This is a genomic window from Fusicatenibacter saccharivorans (genome assembly GCF_027667425.1).
Classification (GTDB): Bacteria; Bacillota; Clostridia; order Lachnospirales; family Lachnospiraceae; genus Fusicatenibacter; species Fusicatenibacter saccharivorans.
Genome location: NZ_JAQEGR010000014.1, coordinates 73,616 through 96,450, shown reverse-complemented (window position 1 = coordinate 96,450; position 22,835 = coordinate 73,616). Strand labels below are relative to the sequence as shown.

Below are 22,835 nucleotides of genomic sequence, written 5' to 3'. Positions count from 1 at the left end.
GGAACAACCATGAGCAGAGTAAATTTTGGAGCAAAACCAAACATGTATCCACTTCCGGTTCTGATTATTGCAACATACGACAAAGATGGCAACCCGGATGCCATGAATGCTGCATGGGGTGTAGTCACAGATTTCAATGAGAGCTTCCGATGGCACTGGAGTGCAAAGTGAAAAGCTTTGACAACGGCATTCTGGTCGGCGAGATCGTGAACGTCTGCGCAGACGAGAGCGTTCTGACCGACGGAAAGATCGACCCGAAAAAACTGAAACCAATCGCCTTCGACCCGGTCAACAACACCTATCTCGCCATGGGCGACAAAGTCGGCGACGCATTCGGTTCCGGAAAAGCCCTGAAATAAACACAGATGATGACATGACAGCGAATATGTAAAAATTTTATATATTCCCCTTGACAAACCACCTCCATCGTCTTATGATATGTATAAATTATATATATAAATATTTTACATATCAGAAACTAACGGAGGTGGTTTTTCATGTATTTTCCGGTATCAGCACTGCTGATCGAATTTATGATCCTGTCGATTGTGAATCGGGAAGATTCTTATGGATATGAAATCAGCCAGACGATCAAACTGGTTGCCGACATCAAAGAGTCGACACTGTACCCGATCCTGAAAAAACTGGAAAAGGCGGGCTACGTGACGACGTATTCCGCAGAGTACCAGGGCAGAAAACGGAAGTATTATTCGATCACAGAAGCAGGAAAAACACAGATGGCGTACCTGCAGGGCGAATGGAAGTCCTACCGTGACACCATTGACGACATTATCGTGTGGAGGAAAAAAGAATGACGAGTGGGGAATATCTGAAACAATTGGAAAAGTATCTGAGGAAGCTTCCGCAGAGCGACTATGAAGATGCGATGGAATACTTCACCGAGTATTTTGCAGATGCCGGTCCGGAAAATGAGCAGGCCGTGATCAAAGAACTTGGAACACCGAAACAGGCAGCCGCCGAACTGATGCGGAATCTTCTGGACAAAAAAGTAGATGAACGCGAGGCAATGGAAAAGGAAGAAAAACAGAAAGAGAAGAAAAAAACGACAGGCGCCAACGTCGTCTGGATCGCGATTCTCGCCCTGCTTGCAGCCCCGATCGGAGCCCCGATTCTGATCAGCATTCTCATTGTTCTGCTCTGCGCGGCCCTCTGTGCGGCACTGCTTGATATGAGCGTCTTTCTGATTGCAGTTGTCGGCGTGGCCGCCGGAATTAAGATGCTGCTGCGCGGCATTCTGGCAGTCTCGGTTTCCTTCGGCGGATTCTGCTTTATTACCGGAATGGGCGTTTTCATGCTGGGAATCAGTATTCTGTGCGCGGTGTTCGGCGTATACTTTGCAAAATGGATGGGACGGCTGTTCGTGTGGTGTACACGTAAGGTAACGAAAAAAGGAGGAAGCAGATCATGAAAAAATGGACAAAAACAGCATTACTGACAGGATGTGCCTGCTGTATTGCCGGTGCAGTGCTGATGTTCAGCGGATGGGCAAGCGGCGGAAAAGCATACGCGGAAACGTATGATCTGAATGCGATGAGCGGTTCTGCGAAGAAGGAAGACGGCATTTCCACACAGGAAAAGATAAAACTTGATGATTTTGATGAACTGCAGGCAGACCTTACGATCGGCGACCTGAACATCCTTCCGTCCGGTGACGATTCCTGTTATCTCGCCTGGCGGATTCCGTCGAAAAAAGGAGAGACTGCAGTGGAATATCGCGTGCGGGACGGTGTTCTGAGCATCGAAGAGACAAGCGCAGTGTCCGATACGATTTACATTAATATTGACTTTACGGAAGAAATCTTAAGTGGCGGTAAACAGTCGGAAACAGGAGTGATTCTGTATGTACCGGAAAAGAAGGTACTGAAAAAAATAGAGGTAACGATGGGATTCGGTGATGTGCAGATGAATGGCATCCAGGCGGAAAGCGGAAGACTGCAAAATGCGGATGGAGATATCACACTTTTCGGATGTGACATGCAGAATATCAAATGCAAAGCAGATTACGGTGATGTGGAACTGAAGAGCGGAACGTGGGAAAATGGGTCGATCACGCTGGAGGATGGCGATGCGAAAATCCAAAATACGAAGCTTTCCGGAGATGTGTCGGTGGAAAACTCTTACGGCGATATTGAACTTGAACTGGGTAAAAAAGATCTGGAACGGCTGGAAATTACGGCAAAGACAGATTTTGGGGAGATCGATGTACCGGATACCATGGAGAATCTGATGCAGAAAGAGGAGGACGAGCAGAGCTTTTCTTATGTACCGGATCAGGCTGCGGGCAGAATCACACTGATGACAAAGGATGGTGATATCTCGTTGGAAAACGATTAAGCGTTTGTGACTGTTCAGGGGCATATGAAATTCCAGAAAAATCGCAAAGCATGCCCGCATGAATGAGCGTTTTTGGAAAATAAGACAAAAGTGACAAAAACACAGGAGGCTGTTTGGATGGTTTCACCAGAAAAAGGGAAATGATCCAAACAGTCGCTTGTTTTTTTGTACTTAAATTTTCAGCTTTTAACTTGATTTGTAGATTGCGGTGCTTTAAAATAAAAGTAATCAAGCATTGTGGAACGGGCTCCACAGACCGGCAGCGGGGGAAAAGCCGGAACGAGTCAGTAGAAAACAGCCCAGTGTCAGAATAGGAGTTAGGAGAAACTATGGCAAGTATTAGAGATGTCGCGATCAAAGCGGGAGTAGGAATCGGAACGGTATCCCGTGCACTCAATGGAAGTGGGTATATTTCCGATGAAACAAAACAGAAAATCATGCAGGCGGTGGAGGAGCTGAACTACAAACCAAACGAACTCGCCCAGAACCTGTTCCACAACAAGTCCGGTTTTATCGGAATTGTTGTTACGAATCTTTCACATCCGTTTATGACATCTCTGGTGAAACATGTCGAGAATAATCTGTACACGAATGGCTACAAGTGTATGCTCTGCGAGGTTGGGGACAATCCGAACCGCATCGAGGAATTTGTGGAAATGCTGCAGCGAAATGTCATGGACGGCATTATCTGCTGTGCGGATATTCCGTCTTCTATCAGCCTGGCGGAAATTCATCGTCCGATTGTCATGGTTGACCGCTACGTCACCGAGGGGATTCCGTGTATACATTCCGACCATAAGCGCGGCGGTGAGCTTGCGGCGCAGGCACTTTTGAGCGCCGGATGTAAGAGCGTGGTCTATTTTGTGTCGAGTGCAACAGAGCGTGGTTACTCGATGGATCGTTACCGACGGTTTGCGGAAGTCTGCAAACAGCATAAATGTAAAGTTACAGCGATTGGTGGCGGAAGCAAGATTCCGAATTTCCAGAGCGGCCCGACGATCTGGAAAAAATACATCAGCCATTTTGATGGAATTGATGGACTCTTTACAGCCGATGTCACAGCGGCAGTGTGCATGAAGATGCTGCAGAAAAAAGGAATCAAGATTCCGAAAAAACTGAAGGTGGTCGGCTACGACGGTCTGGATTTTACCCGCTTTTTGACACCGGAGCTGACGACGGTCCGTCAGAATGTGCCGGAAATCGCAAAGCGGAGCGTGGACACCATCATCCGCATGATTGATGGAAAGAAGATTGAGGAGATGGAGCAGATTGTGGATGTGACCTTCCGAAAAGGAGAAAGTACCTGAAGGTAACAAAACAGGGAATCGCCGAATTTTGCATCATTCTCCGGAATTGCGATAGAACAAAAGAAGAACAGATATCAGAGACACTCGATCTGAAAAGAGAGGGTGTCTCTTTTTTAAATTTACAGGAAACCTCGTTGAATTTTTCTGTAAATTTAAAAAGCCCTCCGTAGCAGGATTCGTTCTTGTATATAAAATAAAAATGAAATAAAATCAACTGATATGCGGCAAAAAGACAGAAAGACGGAGCAAAAAGGCATGAAATCGCCGCTGAAACAGTTGCAATTGCCGAAAAAATAGTGAAAAACGGAAAAGTGGAACATATGGAACAGAAATACATGGAACAGCGGAATATGTGGAACAGAAGAATGAGAGAAGGAAAAAAATATGTGTGAGTTCTATGAAAAAATAAGATACATATTGCACAAAAACACGAAATATAAATTGTGAAAATATTGAAAATGACGAAAAAATATTGATGATTTGTTGACATTGGGCGAACTGCGTACTATGATACAGGTATGGAACAGGTTCCACAAGGCAAAGTGCCAAAACGGAAACGATGCAAATGTGGAACGAAAAGCGGTTGGTAAAGCTTTTAGAGAAATAAGGAGGGAACTATGAAGAAAAAAACGTCATCGCCGAAAACGGCAGAAAGTGGAAAATTGAAAAAAGCGCTCTCGTGCTGGCAGCTGTACATCCTGCTGATTCCTGCACTGATCTGGCTGATCGTTTTTGCTTACTATCCAATGTACGGTCTGATCATCGCCTTTAAAGATTTTAAAGGCCGCATGGGAATCATGGGAAGTCCGTGGGCAGATCCGATCTTCAAGTATTTCAAGATGTTCTTCAGTACCAGTATTGCCATGACGGCAATCAAGAACACGATCGTCATCAGTCTGGAGAGCCTGATCATCGGATTCCCGATTCCGGTTATCTTCGCACTCTTACTGAACCAGGTACAGAGAAGCGGACCGAGACGAATCATCCAGACCATCTCCTACGCACCGTACTTTATGTCAAACGTAGTTGTAGTCAGCCTGATTTCCGTACTGTTTTCCGCAAACGGTCTTGTAAACCACGCGGTTATGGGAGCCGGCGGAAAAGCAATCATGTTCACCAGCCTTCCGGAGTACTTCCGCAAACTTTTCATCGGAAGTAACATCTGGCAGACGATGGGATTCAACGCCATCATCTTCATCGCAGCACTGACCGCAATCAGCCCGGAATATTACGAAGCAGCAACGATGGATGGTGCTTCCAGATTTCAGAAGATCCTTTACATTGATTTACCTCTGATTATGCCGACCATCATCCTGATGCTGATCCTTCAGGTAGGTAACATTATGAACGTGGGATATGAGAAAGCTTATCTGATGCAGAACGGTACCAACACAACCGTCAGTGAGATCATTTCGACATACGTATACAAAGTAGGTCTCCAGACCGCACAGTACAGTTTTGCGACAGCCGTTGGCTTATTTAACTCCGTTGTAAACTTCATTATTCTGGTTATCACAAACGCAGTTGCAAAGAAGACCAGCGATATCAGTATTTTCTAAGAGTCAGGGGGCTTGAAAAATGGCAAATAATAACACTGTGAAAAAGAAAAAAGTAAAAATGAGTACGGGAGACAAGGTCTTTACTGTGATCAATACCGTTATCATGATCCTTGTCTGTATCGCAATTGTATATCCTCTGTACTACGTGCTTCTGGCATCTGTTACAGACCCGATTGTTGTAAGCTCCGGTAAATTCCTTCTCTATCCGGAAGCGTGGTACACCAACGGATATGAAACCACACTGAAATATCAGCCGCTCTGGACCGGCTATGCAAACACCATCAAGTATACCGTAATAGGAACGCTGATTTCCCTGGTCTGCACCATTCCGGCCGGCTATGCACTTTCCAGATACGATATGGTAGGAAGAAAACCGATCATGTTCCTGTTCACCTTCACGATGTTCTTCAGCGGCGGTATGATTCCGATGTACTTAACGGTACAGCAGCTGCACATCTACAACACAACATGGGCTATGGTTCTTCCGGTAGCAGTATCTGCTTACAACCTGATCGTATGCCGCTCTTTCTTTGAAAGCGGTATTCCGGTCGAGCTTCTCGAAGCAGCAAAAATCGACGGCTGCAGCGATTTTGGATTCTTCTTCAAAATTGCAATTCCGCTGTCGAAAACCATCATCGCAGTTATGTGTCTGTTCTATGCAACCGCAATGTGGAACCAGTTCTTCAACGCACTGATGTTCCTGCAGGATGACAGTAAGATGCCTCTTCAGGTCGTTCTTCGAAACCTGGTACTGATGAACCAGTCCAACCAGATGGGAAGTAGTGCTTCTGAGATGGTAACAAAACAGAAACTGGCTGAGCAGTTAAAATACTGCGTTGTAGTTGTTTCCGCATTCCCGTTGCTGTGCGTATATCCTTTCCTGCAGAAATACTTCGCAAAAGGTGTTACGATCGGTGCAGTCAAGGGCTGATACAGAACAGAAAAGTTATCGTTACAGAGTTCATGGCTACAACAGACATGATTTTATAGTAGAAACACAAAAATATTTACGTATTTCACTGCCGAAAAGGCAGCAAAATAAAGGAGGAACAACATGAAGAAAAAAATCGTATCCGTATTACTGGCAAGCCTTATGGTAACCAGCATGCTCGCAGGCTGTGGAAACAGCTCGGGCAGCTCAAGCAGCTCCGGTGCAGGAAGCACAGGAGGAGACACCACATCTGCATCCGGTACAGAAGCAGGTGACACAAGTCTCACAGCAGAAGAGCAGGAAGCAGTAGATGAGGGAATTATCCAGCTCGACGGTACCCTTCCGATCATCAAAGATCCGGCAAAATTCGAAGAGAAATACGGAAAAATTTCCGCTCTGATCGTAAACTCTGCAGACAGAACCGTAGAAGTAGGCGACCTGGCTATGTGCAAGAAATGGTTCGAGGACACAGGAGTAGAGTTTGACTGGCAGCCAATCCCGCAGGAGAGCGCAACAGAGAAAATCAACCTGATGCTTTCTTCCGGACAGGATCTTCCGGATGTATTCTGGAACTTCGGCGATGGTAAATCCGGAAACACCGTAGTTCAGTACGCAGACCAGGATGTATTCATTCCAACCGAAGGCCTGATCGAAGAGTACATGCCGAACCTGAAAGCATTCCTCGATGACAATGAGCAGTATCAGCTTGAGATCACCGCTCCGAACGGCCATAAATATGGATTCCCGTATGTAGAGGAAATGAAAGGTCTTGTATTAACACCTGGACCATTCGTGATTAACAAAACATGGCTGGATAAAGTAGGCAAAGAAGTGCCGACAACCGTAGACGAGTGGGTAGACTGCCTGAAAGCATTCCGCGACGGCGGCGATCTGAACGGCAACGGCGAAGCTGATGAAATCCCAATGGCAACCTGGTTCGGTGCAACCGATACCTTTGGTTCCTACAACCTGTTCTATCGTTTCACAGGTGCATTCGGATGCGCTGACTCCTACTGCGGAGGAAATGCATATGCGGATCACTTAAGACTGGTTGATGGAAAAGTTACCTTCACTGCAACAGACGAAGCATTCAAGAAAACAGCAGAATTCTTCAATATGCTGTATGAAGAAGGACTGATCTGGAACGGCTCCTTCGAGGCAGACTCCAGTATGGCATTCAACGCTTCCCTGATCAAAGAGAACGTTGCAAAGATCGGTTCCTTCGGTGTTTGGGGCGATCAGGAAATTACAAACCAGGAAGTACATGATCAGTACGTAGCAGTTCCAAGACTGCAGGGCGAAGACGGTATGACCGGTTTCGAGTGTAACTACTCTGAGCTGCAGGATTCTTCCGATACAGCAATCACAACAACCTGCAAATTCCCGCACGTTGTTGCAAGATTTGTAGATTACATGGTAGGCGATCCGGAAATTTCTGTTACATCTAACTGGGGTGCAATCGGATACAACTATGAGAAAGACGAGGACGGCATTCTTCGTACACCACTTGATGAAAATGGAAACTACAAACCTCTGAATCCGGATTATAAGAACTTTGGTGAGGCTCGTGTAAACTCCACAACCTGCCGTGGTTCTATGATCGTTCAGAACGAGTACTATGACACCGTTTGCGGATACACCTTCGATGCTGTGAAACTTCTGGAGATGCAGAAAGAAAACGGTAAAGATGACATCATGGAAGAGTATGACACTATTCCGCGTGTTCTGATGACCCAGGAAGAGATTCAGCGTCTGGCACAGATTCAGCCGACCATCTCCGATATTGTTGATCGTTACATCACCACATGGGTAACCGGCGGCGTTGATGATGCAAGCTGGGATTCCTATAAAACAGAGCTGGAAGGCGCTGGCTTGAATGAACTGGTTGAGATTTACCAGGGCGCAGTAGATCGAGCAGCTTCTGCAGCAAACTAAAAATCGGGCGAAAAGCGATTACGAAAAAAACAGTAACGTAAACGATTTGCAATTGATGTTCTACAACTAAAGAAATTCTAAAGGTGGCCATGTTGTATCCCATATAACATGGCCATATTTAAAAAGAAGACTATTTCGTTCTTATTTCTTTTTTGTTGAAGTTTCAAATGGAAAAAGATAAAATAGGAAAAGAGGGATTACATGAGTAAACAGGGAAAAAGAGATTTTAGACCGAACATTCATTTTACACCGGAGAAAAACTGGAACAACGATCCAAATGGACTGATTTATATCGATGGTATCTGGCGCCTGTATTATCAGCACAATCCAAATGACGTTGTATGGGGACCGATGCACTGGGGTCATGCAGTATCGAAAGACCTGATTCACTGGGAGCATCTGCCGATCGCATTGTACCCGGATGAGATCGGAACGATGTACTCCGGAAGTATGGCATACGATGAAAATAACACAAGCGGATTTGCGAAATACGGTGAGAAGCCGATGGTGGCTGTCTACACGGCACACAATATGGAAACAGGCCTGGAGCAGCAGTGTATTGCATACAGTCTGGATCAGGGAAAGCATTTTGAAAAATATTATGGCAACCCGGTGATCAAAAACCCGGGCGCACCGGATTTCCGTGATCCGCGCGTCTTCTGGAATGATAAAAAGGACTGCTGGAGCCTTGTTCTGGCATCCGGCGATCACGCAGAGTTTTACGCATCCCAGGATTTGAAAAACTGGAAGAAAACAGGCGAGTTCGGTGTCGGTGTCAATAAAGTGCCGACCGTATGGGAATGCACCGATCTGATCCGTGCTAAAACAGGAAATGAATTTGACGGATTCAAATGGATTCTGATAGTCAGCATGATACATCCGGGAACCGAAGGCCGTGCCAATATACAGTATTTCGTCGGCGATTTTGATGGAGATACCTTCCAGTGCACCGAGATCACAGACGAGCCGCTGTGGATTGATTTCGGATTCGACAACTATGCCGGCGTAACGTATGGAAACTACGACCGCCCGGTTTACCTTGGATGGGGCGTTAATCCTCTCTACGCGAACTTTGTTCCGACCGGTGAGTATTCCGGTCTGATGACACTGCCAAGAGAACTTTCGCTTTGTGAGACCGATGAGGGCTACCGCCTGAAAACAAAACCGTTCGGGATCGATGAGTACCGTGCGGGTGCCTTCCCGATCGGAAATCAGAAGCCGCTGCTGACCGAGAGCTTTGGACTTCTCGTGCAGGGCAATTTCGGAAGAATTGCGCTGAAAAACAGCAGAGGTGAGGAAGTAGTCATCGAGGTAACGGTGGACAGCATCACGGTGGACCGCTCTAAGAGCGGCGACCTTAGTTACTTTGATGATGTAGATCCGAAGCTCTTCAAAAAAGAGGATCTGCTGGTATCTACAACAAAACGTTACATGCGCGGAAATGTCAACATGGAGATTATTTTTGACGTTTCCTATCTGGAGATTTATGCAGATGGTGGTCTGGAGACCGCTTCCGTATGCGTTTACCCGGATGCTCCGTATCAGGTGGTTTCCACAGACGGAGATCTGGAAGTGAAAATGTACACTATTAAAAAATAGGGGATGGAACATTTATAAACGGTAACGATGCAGCATGGCAGAATCGAGATGGGACTCTGAAGCGTTACTATAAATAAAAACGACGGATGTCTGCAAAGCCGATGGAAGTGGTTTTGCAGACCGTTGTTTATCTTGGGAGGTTTTACAAAAATGATGAAAAAAAGAGATTACAGACCGAAAATTCACTTTTCACCGGAAGAAGGCTGGATGAACGACCCGAATGGCATGGTTTATGTAGATGGCGTGTACCACTTCTTTTATCAGAAGTACCCGTATGATACCAGCTGGGGACCGATGCACTGGGGGCATGCAACATCCCGCGACCTGATTCACTGGGAGCATCAGCCAATCGCACTTTATCCGGATGAACTTGGATTTATCTTTTCGGGAAGTGCTGTGTATGATACGCAGAATTCTTCTGAGTATGGTACCAATGAAAATCCGCCAATCATTGCTATTTATACCAGCCATCACAAGGACGGTTTGGAACAGCAGAGTATTGCATACAGCAATGATAAGGGCCGGCATTTTGAAAAGTCATATCTGAATCCGGTCATCAAAAACCCGGGAATTTCCGATTTCCGTGACCCGAAAGCGTTCTGGAATCCGGTCAGAAGATGCTGGAGTCTTGTTCTTGCAGCGCAGGACCGTGTCTTCTTCTACGCATCCCAGGATATGAAAAACTGGGAGAAAACTGGAGAATTCGGACCGGAAGGAAACCATGTGAAGGGTGTATGGGAATGCCCGGATCTGTTCCCGATTGAGTATAAAGGAAAAAATGTATGGGTTCTCGTTGTCAGCATGACGAAAGCTTCCGAAGATGACCACTGCAAAATGCAGTATTTCCTGGGTGATTTCGATGGAGAAAAATTCCTCTGCACCTATCCATCCGATGAGCCAAGATGGCTGGATGAAGGCTTCGACAACTATGCAGCCGTTACATTCCAGAATGCGAAAGATGTTCTGCTGATGGGATGGGGTATGAACTGGCAGTATGCAGCGCAGACTCCGACAGAAGGGTACTGTGGACAGGCAACTCTGGCAAGAAAACTGTCCCTGACAGAAGTAGATGGTGCTCTGACCCTTGCGGCTGCTCCGGCCGGACTGGAAAAATTCCGCCACAGCAGCTATCCGATCGAGAATCACACAACGATCCGCACAGAGACCTTTGGACTGAAGGTTTCCGGAAAAGGAGATGCGAAAATCTGTCTGAAAAACTCAGTGGGACAGAAATTGAAGATTTATGTAACTGACACCAAAATCACGGTTGACCGTACCATGGCGGGCTACAAAGAATTCAGTGAGCACTTCATGACGGAAAAATATTCCATCAGCACCGCAGCGAGAAAGAAAGACGGAGCATGGAATCTGGAGCTTGTTTTTGATGTTTCCATTCTGGAACTGTTTGCTGAGGACGGCGTAGATGCTATTTCTACAGTGGTTTATCCGGAGACACCGTACGACCGTATAAGCTGGAAGGGTGATCTTTCTGTTGAACTTTACGAAATTGATGCATAAGGGCTGCGAGAAAGGGGAAAAGCAAAATGGGATACTTTAAAGATGTGACACCGGAATCAGCTGGAATCAGCTCCAAAGGAATTTTGAATTTTCTCGACCGAATCGAAGAGAACCAGATTGAGCTGCACAGCTTTATGGTGATCCGCCATGGACAGTGTGCAGCGAAGGGCTGGTGGAAGCCGTATGATGAAAAATTTCGTCATCCACTGTATTCGTTCAGCAAATCGTTGACAGCAACGGCGATTGGTTTTGCAGAGCAGGAGGGAATCTTATCGCTGGATGAGAAAATTGTCGATATCTTTCCGGACCTGCTGCCGGAAAATCCATCCGAAAATCTCAAAAAAATCACGCTGCATCACCTGTTGATTATGGGTTGTGGTCACGAGACGGAGATTATGGACAATTCCGAAAACTGGATTTCTACCTTTCTTCATCATCCAGTGCTCCATGAGCCGGGAACGTTTTATAAATACAATACAGCCGGAACTAACATGCTGGCTGCCGTTCTGAGGAAAAAAACGGGACAGAACGTCACAGAGTTTCTGAAATCCCGTCTGCTGGAGCCGCTTGGCATCACATCCCTTACCTGTGCGCTGCTCGGAGACGGAACGGAGCTCGGTGGAGGCGGTATGAAGATGGTGACGGAGGATATGGCAAAATTCACGTATTTTCTGTCCAGACAGGGCGAGTGGGAAGGAAAACAGCTGCTTCGAAAAGAATGGTTTGAACGCGCCTGCCGCAAACAGATTGAGACGGAGGGCGATTCGGAAGGCCACGTAAAAGACTGGGCGCAGGGCTACGGCTATCAGTGCTGGATGTGCCGTTATCCGGGCTCCTTCCGCGCAGATGGTGCGTACGGTCAGTTCGGCGTTGTGTTCCCGGATCTCGATCTGATTGTGATTCTGACAACAGCAACTGAGCAGACACAGGAGGAACTGAGCGCACTGCAGGAGGAACTGATCCCGTATGTGAAGAAAGAGGCAGGAGAGCTGCCACCGTCCCCACTTGCCGGTGCAGTAAAAGAGCGTACCGCAGATCTGGCTCTGCCGCCGCGCAGAGGAACGAGAAATCCGTTTATGGAAGAGAAGGTAAGCAAGCATGTTTATGTATCTGCCCCGCTGATGGGGAACCAGCAGCTGCCGGATTCCGCAGAAATTCTGATCGGCGGAAGCGGTCTGTTTTCGCTGGAGACAAGTCCGATTCAGGAGATGCGATTCTCCTTTGGCAGCGATAAGATGTACTGGAAAGTACAAGAAGGCGGGAAAGAAAAGGAATTTGTCCTCTCCATGCGCCGGGATTTTGCCTATAGTGAAGCGGATGGCCATATTTATGCTGGTTCTGCTGCATGGCGTACGCTAAATACGCTCGAGATGGAGATTCGGCGGATGGACGGTTTGAGTGGTGGCCGCATGATCGTCAGATTCCAGAAGGAAAATCTTCTGCTGGAGGCAGAGGATACGCTGATTAGTGTCGGTGGACTCGGTATTTCACCACGTCAGGCACTGACTGTATTTGGAATAAAAAAAGATTAAACAGGTCGAAAGAGAGAAAAACCGGCGGAATTTTCCGTCGGTTTTTCCATAACAGTGTGAAAATCCTGTAAAAAAAAGAAAAACGATATGCAAAGCCGAACGGAAGAATTGCCAAGTCTCTCTGAACATGGTAAACTTTTACCTATATTGGAAAAGAATCGACACAAAATATTGAGATACAGGAGGCTCTATGTCAGTTTTTTCAGATTTATTATCCGAATATATCACCATGAAGGATGTCGGGGTTTACCCGCTTTCACAGTTCTGCGGACTCGATCGTTCTTTCATGTATAAGATCATCAATGGAAAACGAAATCCGTCCGGAGAGGATGTTGTGCGGAAGATGGCGCAGTTCATGCAGCTGACGCCACGGGAAAAAACAGATTTCATGGATGCATTTTACATTACCCAGATGGGTGAAGAGGTTTATTACCGGCGCAAATCGGTCGGAGAACTGATTGAAACGTTCAGCCACCGCGAGGGGAAAAAGGAATATATCTTCCATGAGGCGGAGATTGCAAAACTGGAATTGAACGGGGGGGGGTAGCGGAGAGATTCCCCTTCGGGGCACAGTGCATGTGCGGCATGCAATTTTGCAGCTGTTTTTCGGTGAAGCTGTAAAAGAAGACGGAAAAATTTCCGTTCTGGTCCAGCCGGACTTCGATTTTGCCATGGAACTTCTGCAGGTATTCGGGGAACAGAACCCGAATTTGACGATTCAACATCTGTTCTGCATGAACAACAACGAGAAGATGGTTTCGATGCGGAAAAATTACAACCTGAGTTGTCTGCAGAAAATTCTCCCGATCTGTGCCTGCGGCTGCGATTACCGTGCGCGGTACTACTACGACAATGTGACGGCACGGCTGAATGAGTTCCGCCTTTTCCCGTACCTCATCCTGACGGAGCACTGTGCGCTTGCTTTCAGCGCCGATTACCAGAATGCACTTTTGTTCCGGGAGGAGACGACGCTGCGGATGATGCGCGAGATGTTTGAAGGCTATTTCAAACAGTCGGAGCCGTTGTTTGAACGTCTTGACACGGTACAGTCCCAGCTTGGCTATACGGAAACACTGATTCGTCACTTTATCGCATCAGATTCCCCGCGGTATTTCTTCCAGAGAATGCCGTGTCTTTCCGGCCTTCTGACAGCAGAAATGCTGGAGCGCCATCTCGTAAAAGAAATGCCGGGGCGTGAGCAGATGATACGGGCGGTTGCACAGTACGCAAAGGTGATGCAGACACAGGTACTGGATAAAAAAACGACGATGTTTTTTTCAGAGGATGGCATCAAAAGTTTCCTGGAAACGGGGCGCGTGGATGAGTATCCAAAAGAATGCTATTCTCCGCTGGACTTTGACGAGCGTATCGCCCTGATCCGCCGCTTTCTGGCGCTGCGGGATCGCGCGAATCTTCGTATGATCCGGGAAACGAAAGAGAGAGCAGAGCATGCGCTGAATATTTCGGTCAATGCAAACGAGGGCTATCTTCTGTTCCAGACGCGGACAGAGCGGCTGATTTACCTCAGCATCCGGGAACCGAGCATTCTTATGGCATTCTACGATTACCTGGAATCCATGAAACCGGAAGAACTCTGCACGGAAGAGGAGATGCTGGGACGTGTCGAAGCCATTCTGTATGAATTTGTGGCTTGTCATTCCAGAGAAGGTTCGATATAATAGAAAAAAGGATATTTCCAAACCGGTCATCTCGGGTGAGTTCCGGTGTGTGTCTGCTGAAAAGAAGGCTGGACACACACCGGGCGGAAACCTGTGGATGACCGGTTTTGACTGTACGAAAAAGAAATGGGGGTTTTTACGAATGAGTGCAGAAAGTAAGACAAGAATGACGGAGGGCAGCATTTCGAAAAAGATGATTCTGTTTGCGATTCCGCTGTTTCTTGGCAATCTGTTCCAGCAGTTGTACAACACGGCTGACTCACTGATTGTAGGAAATTTTCTGGGAAGCAATGCGCTGGCAGCGGTCAGCTCTTCGGGCAATCTGATCTTTCTGATGGTTGGTTTTATTAACGGTATCGCAATGGGCGCCGGTGTCGTGATTGCAAGGTATTACGGAGCGAAAAACCGGGAAGATCTGCAGAAAGCGATCCATACGACCGTGGCGTTCGGCCTGGCGGCCGGTGCAGCGCTGACTGTGCTTGGCATGTATCTGGCGCCGAAAATCCTTGTGCTGATGGGAACACCGTCCGATGTCCTGCCGCAGTCCGTCGAATATTTCCGTACCTATTTTGCAGGATCTCTTGGTTTTATCATGTATAACATTTTCGTCGGCATCCTGCAGTCCGTTGGCGACAGCCGTCACCCGCTGATCTATCTGATCGTATCGTCGTGCATCAATGTTGTGCTCGACCTGCTTTTTATCGGAGGGCTTGGCATGGGGGTCGGTGCGGCGGCGCTTGCAACGGTCATTTCCCAGTTCACAAGCGCGATTCTCTGCATGATCCATCTGCTGCGGACGAAGGAAGAGTATCGTCTTCATATCCGCAAAATCCGTTTCGACGGCCGGGCGCTTGGCGAGATTATCCGCAACGGTGTGCCGTCCGGTTTCCAGAACTCGGTTATTTCGATCGCAAACGTTTTCGTGCAGACGAACATCAATGCATTCGGGAAAATGGCGATGGCAGGCTGCGGTTCATATGCAAAAATCGAGGGTTTTGCATTCCTTCCGGTTACATGCTTTACGATGGCATTAACGACGTTTGTCAGCCAGAATCTCGGTGCAAAACAGTATGACCGGGCGAAAAAAGGAGCGCGGTTTGGCATTCTCTGTTCCATTACCATCGCCGAGCTGATCGGGTTTGTGATCTATGCGGCCGCACCGACTTTGATTGCGGCGTTTAACAGCGATCCGGCCGTTGTCCATTACGGCGTGATGCAGGCGAGAACGATTGCACTGTTTTATTTTCTGCTGGCGTTTTCTCATTGCATCGCGGCTGTGCTCCGCGGTTCCGGGCACGCCGCGGTTCCCATGGTTGTCATGCTCTGCGTCTGGTGCCTGTTCCGCGTCAGCTACATTACCGTGACGGTCCGGCTGATCCCGGATATCCGCGTGATTTTCTGGGCTTACCCGCTGACCTGGAGTATCAGTTCTGTCATTTTCCTGTATCTGTTTTTGAAAGGAAAATGGGTATACGGTTTTGAAAAAGGAGGAAAACAAAGATGAACGCAGAATCGACGAGAGAAGCGCTTGATGTGGCATCGCTGGCGGGAGACATCCTGCTGGCGAGCGGTGCGGAAATCTTCCGTGTGGAGGAGACGATCGACCGCATTGCGCGGGCGTATGGCGTTGACTCCAGCGATGCGTTTGTGTTGAGCAGTGGTATTTTTCTGACAGCTGAGAGCGGAAAAAAGCAGGAATTTGCCCGCGTGCGTCACATTCCGCTGTCGGCGGCGCGGCTCGACAAGGTAACGGCAGTCAACCAGCTCTCCCGCGAAATCGAGGAGGGGCTGCACGCGCCGAAGGAGGCGAAGGCCTGGCTGCTCGACATTCAGCGGATGCCGGACAAACCAAGATGGCACCAGGTACTTGCATCCGGTGTCGGAAGCGCGTGCTTCTGTTTTCTGTTCGGCGGCGATGTGGTGGACAGCATGGTAGCATTTCTGTCGGGCTTTGTTCTGTACTTCTATCTGCTGTACCTGCTGCGCGGCAGAATGTCAAAAATTGCGACGAATATTTCCGGCGGCGCGCTTGTCACACTGATTGCCGTTTTTCTGTATCAGGCGGGGATCGGCCATCATCTGGACAAGGTCATCATCGGTTCGATTATTCCGCTGGTGCCCGGTGTCAATTTCACGAACGCCATCCGTGATATTGCGGATCAGGACTACATCGCGGGTTCCGTGCGGATGCTCGATGCGCTGCTTGTGACATTCTGTATTGCGCTCGGCGTCGGACTGATTATCACAGGATATCATCAACTGGCGGGAGGGCTGCAGCTATGAGTGATACCATTCGTTTAATTGCGGAATTTTTTGCAGCCTGCGTCGGAACGATTGCGTTTGCGCTGCTGTTCCAGGTGCCGCGGAAATACTACCTGTACTGCGGACTGGCAGGTGCCTGCGGCTGGATCTGCTATAAACTGATCCTCCCGCATACGACAGAGCCGGTGTCCATCTTTTTTGCAACGGTGCTCGTCATCCTTCTGTCGCGCAGCTTTGCGGTGTACAAGCGCTGTCCGGTAACGGTATTTCTGATTGCGGGTATTTTCCCGCTGGTGCCGGGAAGCGGCATCTACTGGACTGCTTTTTACGTGGTAACCAATGATCTGGAGCGCGCCGGTGCAAGAGGATTTCTGACACTGAAGGATGCAGTTGCGATTGTGCTTGGCATTCTCTTTGTTTTTGAGTTTCCGCAGAGCTGGTTCCGTAAGGTGTTGACAGACAAAAGCAAATAACCTATTATTGTAGTAGAGATTATAAACAAGGAGGAAGGAAAACAAATGGCATTAAATCAGTTTTCCAGAACACAGCTTCTGCTCGGACAGGAGAGCATGGATCTTCTGGCGGATGCGACCGTTGCCGTTTTCGGTATCGGCGGCGTGGGCGGCTATACCGTGGAGGCACTGGCAAGAAGCGGTGTCGGCCATTTTGTGCTGGTAGACGATGATAAGGTCTGCCTCACCAACATCAACCGTCAGATTATTGCGACGAGAAGCAGTGTCGGAAAATATAAAGTAGACGTAATGAAAGAACGCATTCTGGATATCAATCCGAAAGCGGAGGTAGAGGTATACAAATGCTTCTATCTGCCGGAAAATGCGGACGATTTTGATTTTTCGAAGTATTCATACGTGGTGGATGCTGTCGATACGGTGACAGCGAAGATTGAGATTATCATGCGCGCCAAAGCGTGCAATGTGCCGGTCATCAGCTGCATGGGAGCCGGAAACAAGCTGGACCCGACGAAGTTCCGCGTGGCGGATATCTATAAAACGAACATGTGCCCGCTGGCAAAGGTCATGCGTCGTGAGATGAAAAAACGCGGCGTGAAGAAACTGAAAGTGGTTTATTCAGAGGAAAAATCCCTCCGTCCGCTTGAGGATATGAGCATCAGCTGCCGGACAAATTGTATCTGTCCTCCGGGAGCTGCAAGAAAATGCACGGAGCGGCGTGATATCCCGGGCAGCGTAGCGTTTGTGCCGTCCGTAGCAGGACTGATTCTGGCGGGAGAGGTCATCAAAGATCTTTCCGGTGTCAGAGAGAGACGGCAGCTGCAGTAAAAAATAAGAATAAAAGGGACGAGCCCCGGAAAAGCAGTTGTGCTTTCCGGGGCTCGCCTTGTGTTTATGGAGATTTGAAATTTGAAAAATTACATTACGGCAACAACATCATATTCGGTGCAGCCTTCGGTGAGCGGAATCAGATTTCCTTCTACTGCGGTTCCGTTTACCGTGAGGGAAGAAATGCCCTTCTCTTTGTGATCCGGATTCTTAAAGGTAATGTTGTACCATGCACCGCGGAAGTATCTGCGGATCTTGAACTCTTCCATATTGGACGGAATACACGGATTTAAGGTCAGTCCGTCGTAATCCGGCTGAATACCGAGGATGTACTGGGAAACATTGACAAAAGTCCATGCGGCAGTACCGGTCAGCCAGGAGTTCTTTGCCTCACCGAAGTGAGCAGCGTCTTTTCCGGCGATCATCTGAGAGTAGACGTACGGCTCGGTGCGGTGGATCTCGCTGATGTCCTCAATGTAAGCCGGGCAGATCTTGCGGTACAGATCAAATGCGCGGTTTCCGTGGCCGACAACGGTTTCAGCGATGGAGATCCATGGGTTGTTGTGGCAGAAGATACCAGCATTCTCTTTGTATCCCGGCGGATAGGAGGAAACCTCACCAAGATTCAGGTAATACTTGGTGTAAGCCGGCTGCAGAAGAACGACACCGTACTTGGTTTCCAGAATATTTTTGACAGAAGTCAGTGCTTTTTCAGCCAGTCCCTCTTTGACACCGATTTCAGCAAGAACACAGAAGCCCTGCGGCTCGATGTAGATCTTACCTTCCTCACACTCATTGGAGCCGACTTTTTCGCCTGCTGCATCATAAGCACGCAGGAACCATTCGCCGTCCCAGCCTGCATCAAGGACTGCCTGGTAAACTTTTTCGACTTCTTTTTCTGCGTAAACAGCTTCTTCCTCATTGCCTCTGCGGCGGCAGATGGCTGCGTACTCTTTGCCGTATTTCACGAACATAGCGGCGATGAAAATGGACTCAGCAACCGGTCCCTCGGAAGGTCCTGTCGTCTGGAACGGTTCGCCCGGCTCTGCAGAGAAGCAGTTCAGGTTCAGACAGTCATTCCAGTCTGCACGGCCGATGAGCGGCAGTTTGTGCGGTCCGAGATGGGTTACGGTAAAGTCGAAGGAACGTTTCAGGTGCTCCATCAGAGGCTGTGCCTTGGTGGAATCGTTGTCGAAATCAACCTGCTCGTCGAGAATAGAGAAATCTCCGGTCTCTTTGATATAGGCGGCACATCCGGCGATCAGCCAGAGCGGGTCATCGTTGAAGCCGCTTCCGATATCCATGTTTCCTTTCTTCGTCAGTGGCTGGTACTGATGGTATGCGCTTCCGTCTTCAAACTGGGTAGCGGCAATATCGAGCAGACGCTCTCTTGCGCGGTCCGGGATCAGATGAACGAAGCCGAGCAGATCCTGGCAGGAGTCACGGAAGCCCATGCCGCGGCCGGTGCCAGACTCAAAGTAGGATGCGGAACGGGACATGTTGAAGGTAACCATACACTGATACTGGTTCCAGATGTTGACCATGCGTCCCAGTTTTTCATCTGCACAGGAGAGCGCATATTTTGCCAGCAGGCCTTCCCAGTAGGAAGCAAGCTCTGCAAGTGCTGCGTCAACCTGCTCGTCGGTCTGATAGTGGGAGAGCATCTCTTTTGCCGGCTTTTTGTTGATCACGCCAGGAGCTTCCCATTTGTCATCCGCTGCATTCTCACAGTAGCCGAGAACGAAGATAAAGGAGCGGGACTCGCCTGGTTTTAAGGTAACGTCGATGTGGTGGGAACCGATCACACCCCATCCGCTGGCAACGGTGTTGCCTGCAGTGCCGCGCAGAACGGTCTCCGGGCGGTCATTTCCGCGGTAAGCGCCAAGGAAAGCGTCGCGGTCGGTATCGTATCCGTCGATCGGGCAGTTGACTGCATAAACAGCGTAATGTCTGCGGCGCTCGCGGTACTCAGTTTTGTGGTAAATCTCAGAACCCTGGATCTCAACTTCGCCGATGCTGAAGTTTCTCTGGAAGTTGGTCATATCGTCCACGGCGTTCCAGAAGCAGAACTCTACAAAAGAAGTCAGAGTCAGTGTTTTTTCTTCGGTGCCGTTGTTGGTCAGCATGAGACGGTTTACTTCGCAGGAATCTGCCAGCGGAACAAAAGCGGTCAGTTCAGCGGCAACTAAGTTTTTGGAAGAAACAAAGCGGCTGTAGCCAAGGCCATGATGGCACTCGTAGGAATCGAGCGGCGTCTGGGTCGGCTGCCAGCCCGGGTTCCAGACGGTATCGCCGTCCTTGATGTAGTAGTAGCGTCCGTTCTGATCGAGCGGCGTATCGTTATAACGGTAACGGGTCAGACGCAGAAGTTTTGCGTCCTTGTAGAAGCTGTATCCGCCGCAGGTATTGGAAATCAGAGAAAAGAAGTTCTCAGATCCCAGATAGTTGATCCACGGAAGCGGAGTCTTCGGGCTTGTGATGACATACTCTTTTTTCGCATCATCAAAATGTCCAAATTGCATGTGTGATACCTCCTTCGTCGTACAATGTAATTTCATTATACAGCCGAAAAAAGAAAAAACTAGCAAGAATTTGCTAAAAATATAAAAAAACGCCGAAACCGTTTTCGTAACGGCTTCGGCATTTGTGAGATATTCACAGAAAAGATCAGATCTTCTCGCGGTTTTTAAATTTGCGGATGACTTTCTGAATACGATCCGCCGGATCCAGCAGTCCGCTGATGGAGGCGTCGTGATTCAGCTTGTCGATGATGAGAGCGATATATTTGCTCAGGTCGCAGCTGATGTAATATTCGCGGGAGAGAAGCTCCGGTGTCTGGTATACGACGTTGGTGGTCAGAACTTTTGTGAAGAGTCCTTCCTCATAAGCCTTGTCGAATTTCTCCAGTCCGCTGGTGAACAGTCCGAAGGTCGAGCACATGTAGATGTTGCGTGCCTCACGATCCTTTAAGAGTTTGGCAACTTCCAGCATACTCTCGCCGGAGGAGATCATATCGTCGATGATGATCATATCCTTACCTTTGACATCAGCACCGAGAAACTCATGGGCAACGATCGGGTTGCGTCCATCAATGATGGTAGAGTAGTCGCGGCGTTTGTAGAACATACCCATGTCAACACCGAGGTTGTTTGCCATGTAGATCGCACGGCCCATACCGCCCTCATCCGGGCTGATGACCATCAGATGATCCTTGTCGAGCTTCATATCCGGTGCATTGCGCAGGATGTTTTTGATGAACTGGTAAGCCGGCTGGATGGTTTCAAATCCATGCAGCGGAATCGCGTTCTGGACACGCGGGTCGTGAGCGTCGAAGGTGATGATGTTTTCTACGCCCATAGCAGTCAGCTCCTGCAGACCAAGTGCGCAGTCGAGAGACTCTCTTCCAGATCTCTTGTGCTGGCGGCTCTCATACAGGAATGGCATAATGACATTGATTCTGCGGGCTTTTCCACCGATGGCTGCGATGACACGCTTCAGATCCTGGAAGTGGTCGTCCGGAGACATGTGGTTGGTGTAGCCGCACAGAGAATAGGTCAGGCTGTAGTTGCAGACATCGAGCAGAATGTAGATATCGTCACCGCGGACAGATTCGTTGATGATACCCTTTGCCTCGCCTGAACCGAAACGCGGAACCTGAGACTGGATAATGTAGCTGTCACGCTCATATCCTTCATAGGCAGCGACATATTTTTCCGCAAATTCATTGCCGCGTCCCTTTCTCCAGCTGACCAGATAATCGTCGACCTTTTTTCCAAGTGCGGCGCTGCTGTTCAGCGGGATCAGTCCCAGTCTTCCGATTGGCAGTGTGTCAAAATGTCCTTCAGTTCCCTTACTCATGCTTTGGTTCCTCCCAAAAGTTTTTTCTGGATCCGAATATCGTTTCCAAAAAGTTTAATGATGGTGTAGTTACTTGAAATTCGTGAAAAGGTACGTTCCGAGTACGTCTCCATGAAGCGGTCAAGGGGCAGGTTCGTGGAGATGATCGTCGATTTCTTCCGCAGGATGCGTTCGTTGATGCAGAGAAAGAGCTGGGAAGAGACGAAGCTGTTGGTCAGTTCCGTACCTAAATCATCGATGATCAGAAGATCGCAGTCAAAGATATTGGCGTGAGCGTCTTTTGCTTCTTCTGAACTGGAAAAGGTGTAGCGTGCAAACAGGTCAAACAGATCAAATGCAGTAAAATAAATCACACAGAACGACTGCTCGATCAGCTCGCGGGCAATACAGTGCGAAAGAAACGTTTTTCCGACACCGGTGTCGCCGTAAAAGAAGAGATTTTCAAACGACGAGCCGAAATTGCGGACGAACGCCTGGCTTTTTTCGAGCGCGGCAGCAGCGGCCTCGCGGGAAGTGAGCGGTGTTCCGGTACTGGTCAGGCTGTCCGAGTAGTAATCCAGAGAGAACTGGCTGAAATTTTCGGCTTTCAGAAGCTCCTCCACGTTGGACTGCCGGTACAGAAGATCGACGGCAGCTTTTTTGAAGCAGGCGCATTTCTGCGTGCCGTTGATGTAGCCGGTGTCGCGGCAGAGCGGGCAGTCATACGTCAGCTCGAGATAGTCTGCCGGGTAGCCGTGCATGGAAAGGAGCGCCGCGCGTTCCTGGGAACGGTCACGGATGGCAGCATTCAGGTCGAGATCCATGGAAGCGTCTCCGTTCAGCATCGCTTTTGCTTTCCGGACCGAGAGGGATGCAATCTCGGCGTCGATTTCCGCAAGGCGCGGAATCTTTTCATAAGCAATGCGGATGTGCTCCTGCTGTTCTCTCTGGTGGCGGAGCTGCCGTTCGTTGTACATGCGCATAATCGCATCGTATTGCGGGTTTGTCAGTGCCATAGTTGTT

General features: G+C 48.7%; 21 protein-coding genes. 18 read left to right on the top strand and 3 right to left on the bottom strand.

What is annotated here, in order from left to right:
• Positions 1-9: 9 nt before the first annotated feature.
• The 18 genes from PGS38_RS17545 to PGS38_RS13460 all read left to right on the top strand — a co-directional run bounded on the left by PGS38_RS17545 (position 10) and on the right by PGS38_RS13460 (position 17,975).
• Positions 10-171 (top strand): hypothetical protein, encoded by a 162-nt coding sequence (locus tag PGS38_RS17545; RefSeq protein ID WP_330427061.1) that lies wholly within the window; start codon positions 10-12, stop codon positions 169-171.
• Positions 150-359, top strand: coding sequence for a hypothetical protein (locus PGS38_RS17540; protein ID WP_330425959.1), 210 nt, complete (start codon positions 150-152; stop codon positions 357-359). Before PGS38_RS17545 ends, PGS38_RS17540 begins: the two co-directional genes overlap by 22 nt.
• A 138-nt stretch (positions 360-497) precedes the next feature.
• The gene (locus tag PGS38_RS13535) at positions 498-815 is read left to right on the top strand and encodes a PadR family transcriptional regulator (protein ID WP_117509934.1); all 318 of its coding nucleotides are present in this window, start codon (positions 498-500) and stop codon (positions 813-815) included.
• Entirely contained in the window at positions 812-1,429 is a 618-nt protein-coding gene (locus PGS38_RS13530; RefSeq protein ID WP_270476375.1) for a DUF1700 domain-containing protein, read from the top strand. Before PGS38_RS13535 ends, PGS38_RS13530 begins: the two co-directional genes overlap by 4 nt.
• Entirely contained in the window at positions 1,426-2,355 is a 930-nt protein-coding gene (locus PGS38_RS13525; RefSeq protein ID WP_055226691.1) for a DUF4097 family beta strand repeat-containing protein, read from the top strand. Before PGS38_RS13530 ends, PGS38_RS13525 begins: the two co-directional genes overlap by 4 nt.
• 329 nt (positions 2,356-2,684) lie before the next feature.
• On the top strand, positions 2,685-3,662 hold the full coding sequence (locus PGS38_RS13520) for a LacI family DNA-binding transcriptional regulator (RefSeq protein ID WP_158583779.1): 978 nt from the start codon (positions 2,685-2,687) through the stop codon (positions 3,660-3,662).
• Positions 3,663-4,279: 617 nt separating this feature from the next.
• Entirely contained in the window at positions 4,280-5,221 is a 942-nt protein-coding gene (locus PGS38_RS13515) for an ABC transporter permease (protein ID WP_022461554.1), read from the top strand.
• A gap of 19 nt (positions 5,222-5,240) precedes the next feature.
• Entirely contained in the window at positions 5,241-6,152 is a 912-nt protein-coding gene (locus PGS38_RS13510) for a carbohydrate ABC transporter permease (RefSeq protein ID WP_270476374.1), read from the top strand.
• Between the two features lie 123 nt (positions 6,153-6,275).
• Positions 6,276-8,087 carry an extracellular solute-binding protein gene (locus PGS38_RS13505; RefSeq protein WP_270476373.1) on the top strand — a complete coding sequence of 604 codons (1,812 nt, stop codon included), beginning with the start codon at positions 6,276-6,278 and terminating at the stop codon, positions 8,085-8,087.
• Between the two features lie 201 nt (positions 8,088-8,288).
• Positions 8,289-9,686 (top strand): glycoside hydrolase family 32 protein, encoded by a 1,398-nt coding sequence (locus tag PGS38_RS13500; protein ID WP_270476372.1) that lies wholly within the window; start codon positions 8,289-8,291, stop codon positions 9,684-9,686.
• 150 nt (positions 9,687-9,836) lie between these two features.
• Entirely contained in the window at positions 9,837-11,204 is a 1,368-nt protein-coding gene (locus PGS38_RS13495; protein ID WP_117802615.1) for a glycoside hydrolase family 32 protein, read from the top strand.
• 26 nt (positions 11,205-11,230) lie between these two features.
• Positions 11,231-12,736, top strand: a complete 1,506-nt coding sequence (locus PGS38_RS13490) for a serine hydrolase domain-containing protein (RefSeq protein WP_022461559.1) — start codon at positions 11,231-11,233, stop codon at positions 12,734-12,736.
• Positions 12,737-12,926: 190 nt separating this feature from the next.
• Positions 12,927-13,283 (top strand): helix-turn-helix domain-containing protein, encoded by a 357-nt coding sequence (locus PGS38_RS13485; RefSeq protein ID WP_055226705.1) that lies wholly within the window; start codon positions 12,927-12,929, stop codon positions 13,281-13,283.
• Positions 13,284-13,314: 31 nt separating this feature from the next.
• Positions 13,315-14,415 (top strand): hypothetical protein, encoded by a 1,101-nt coding sequence (locus PGS38_RS13480; protein ID WP_118641004.1) that lies wholly within the window; start codon positions 13,315-13,317, stop codon positions 14,413-14,415.
• Positions 14,416-14,557: 142 nt separating this feature from the next.
• Positions 14,558-15,919 carry an MATE family efflux transporter gene (locus PGS38_RS13475; protein WP_118641042.1) on the top strand — a complete coding sequence of 454 codons (1,362 nt, stop codon included), beginning with the start codon at positions 14,558-14,560 and terminating at the stop codon, positions 15,917-15,919.
• Entirely contained in the window at positions 15,916-16,698 is a 783-nt protein-coding gene (locus tag PGS38_RS13470; RefSeq protein ID WP_117761737.1) for a threonine/serine exporter family protein, read from the top strand. Before PGS38_RS13475 ends, PGS38_RS13470 begins: the two co-directional genes overlap by 4 nt.
• Entirely contained in the window at positions 16,695-17,150 is a 456-nt protein-coding gene (locus tag PGS38_RS13465; protein ID WP_117761736.1) for a threonine/serine exporter family protein, read from the top strand. Before PGS38_RS13470 ends, PGS38_RS13465 begins: the two co-directional genes overlap by 4 nt.
• A gap of 45 nt (positions 17,151-17,195) precedes the next feature.
• Positions 17,196-17,975: a tRNA threonylcarbamoyladenosine dehydratase gene (locus PGS38_RS13460; protein WP_118595278.1), complete on the top strand. Its 780-nt coding sequence runs from the start codon at positions 17,196-17,198 to the stop codon at positions 17,973-17,975.
• Between the two features lie 89 nt (positions 17,976-18,064).
• On the opposite strand, the gene PGS38_RS13455 is transcribed toward PGS38_RS13460, so the two are convergent.
• The 3 genes from PGS38_RS13455 to PGS38_RS13445 all read right to left on the bottom strand — a co-directional run bounded on the left by PGS38_RS13455 (position 18,065) and on the right by PGS38_RS13445 (position 22,828).
• On the bottom strand, positions 18,065-20,497 hold the full coding sequence (locus PGS38_RS13455) for a glycoside hydrolase family 94 protein (protein WP_118641006.1): 2,433 nt from the start codon (positions 20,495-20,497) through the stop codon (positions 18,065-18,067).
• 145 nt (positions 20,498-20,642) lie between these two features.
• A complete protein-coding gene (locus PGS38_RS13450; protein ID WP_118601402.1) occupies positions 20,643-21,833 on the bottom strand; it encodes a ribose-phosphate pyrophosphokinase in 1,191 nt (396 codons plus the stop codon).
• Entirely contained in the window at positions 21,830-22,828 is a 999-nt protein-coding gene (locus PGS38_RS13445) for an ATP-binding protein (protein ID WP_055219220.1), read from the bottom strand. Before PGS38_RS13445 ends, PGS38_RS13450 begins: the two co-directional genes overlap by 4 nt.
• Between the last annotated feature and the right edge of the window lie 7 nt (positions 22,829-22,835).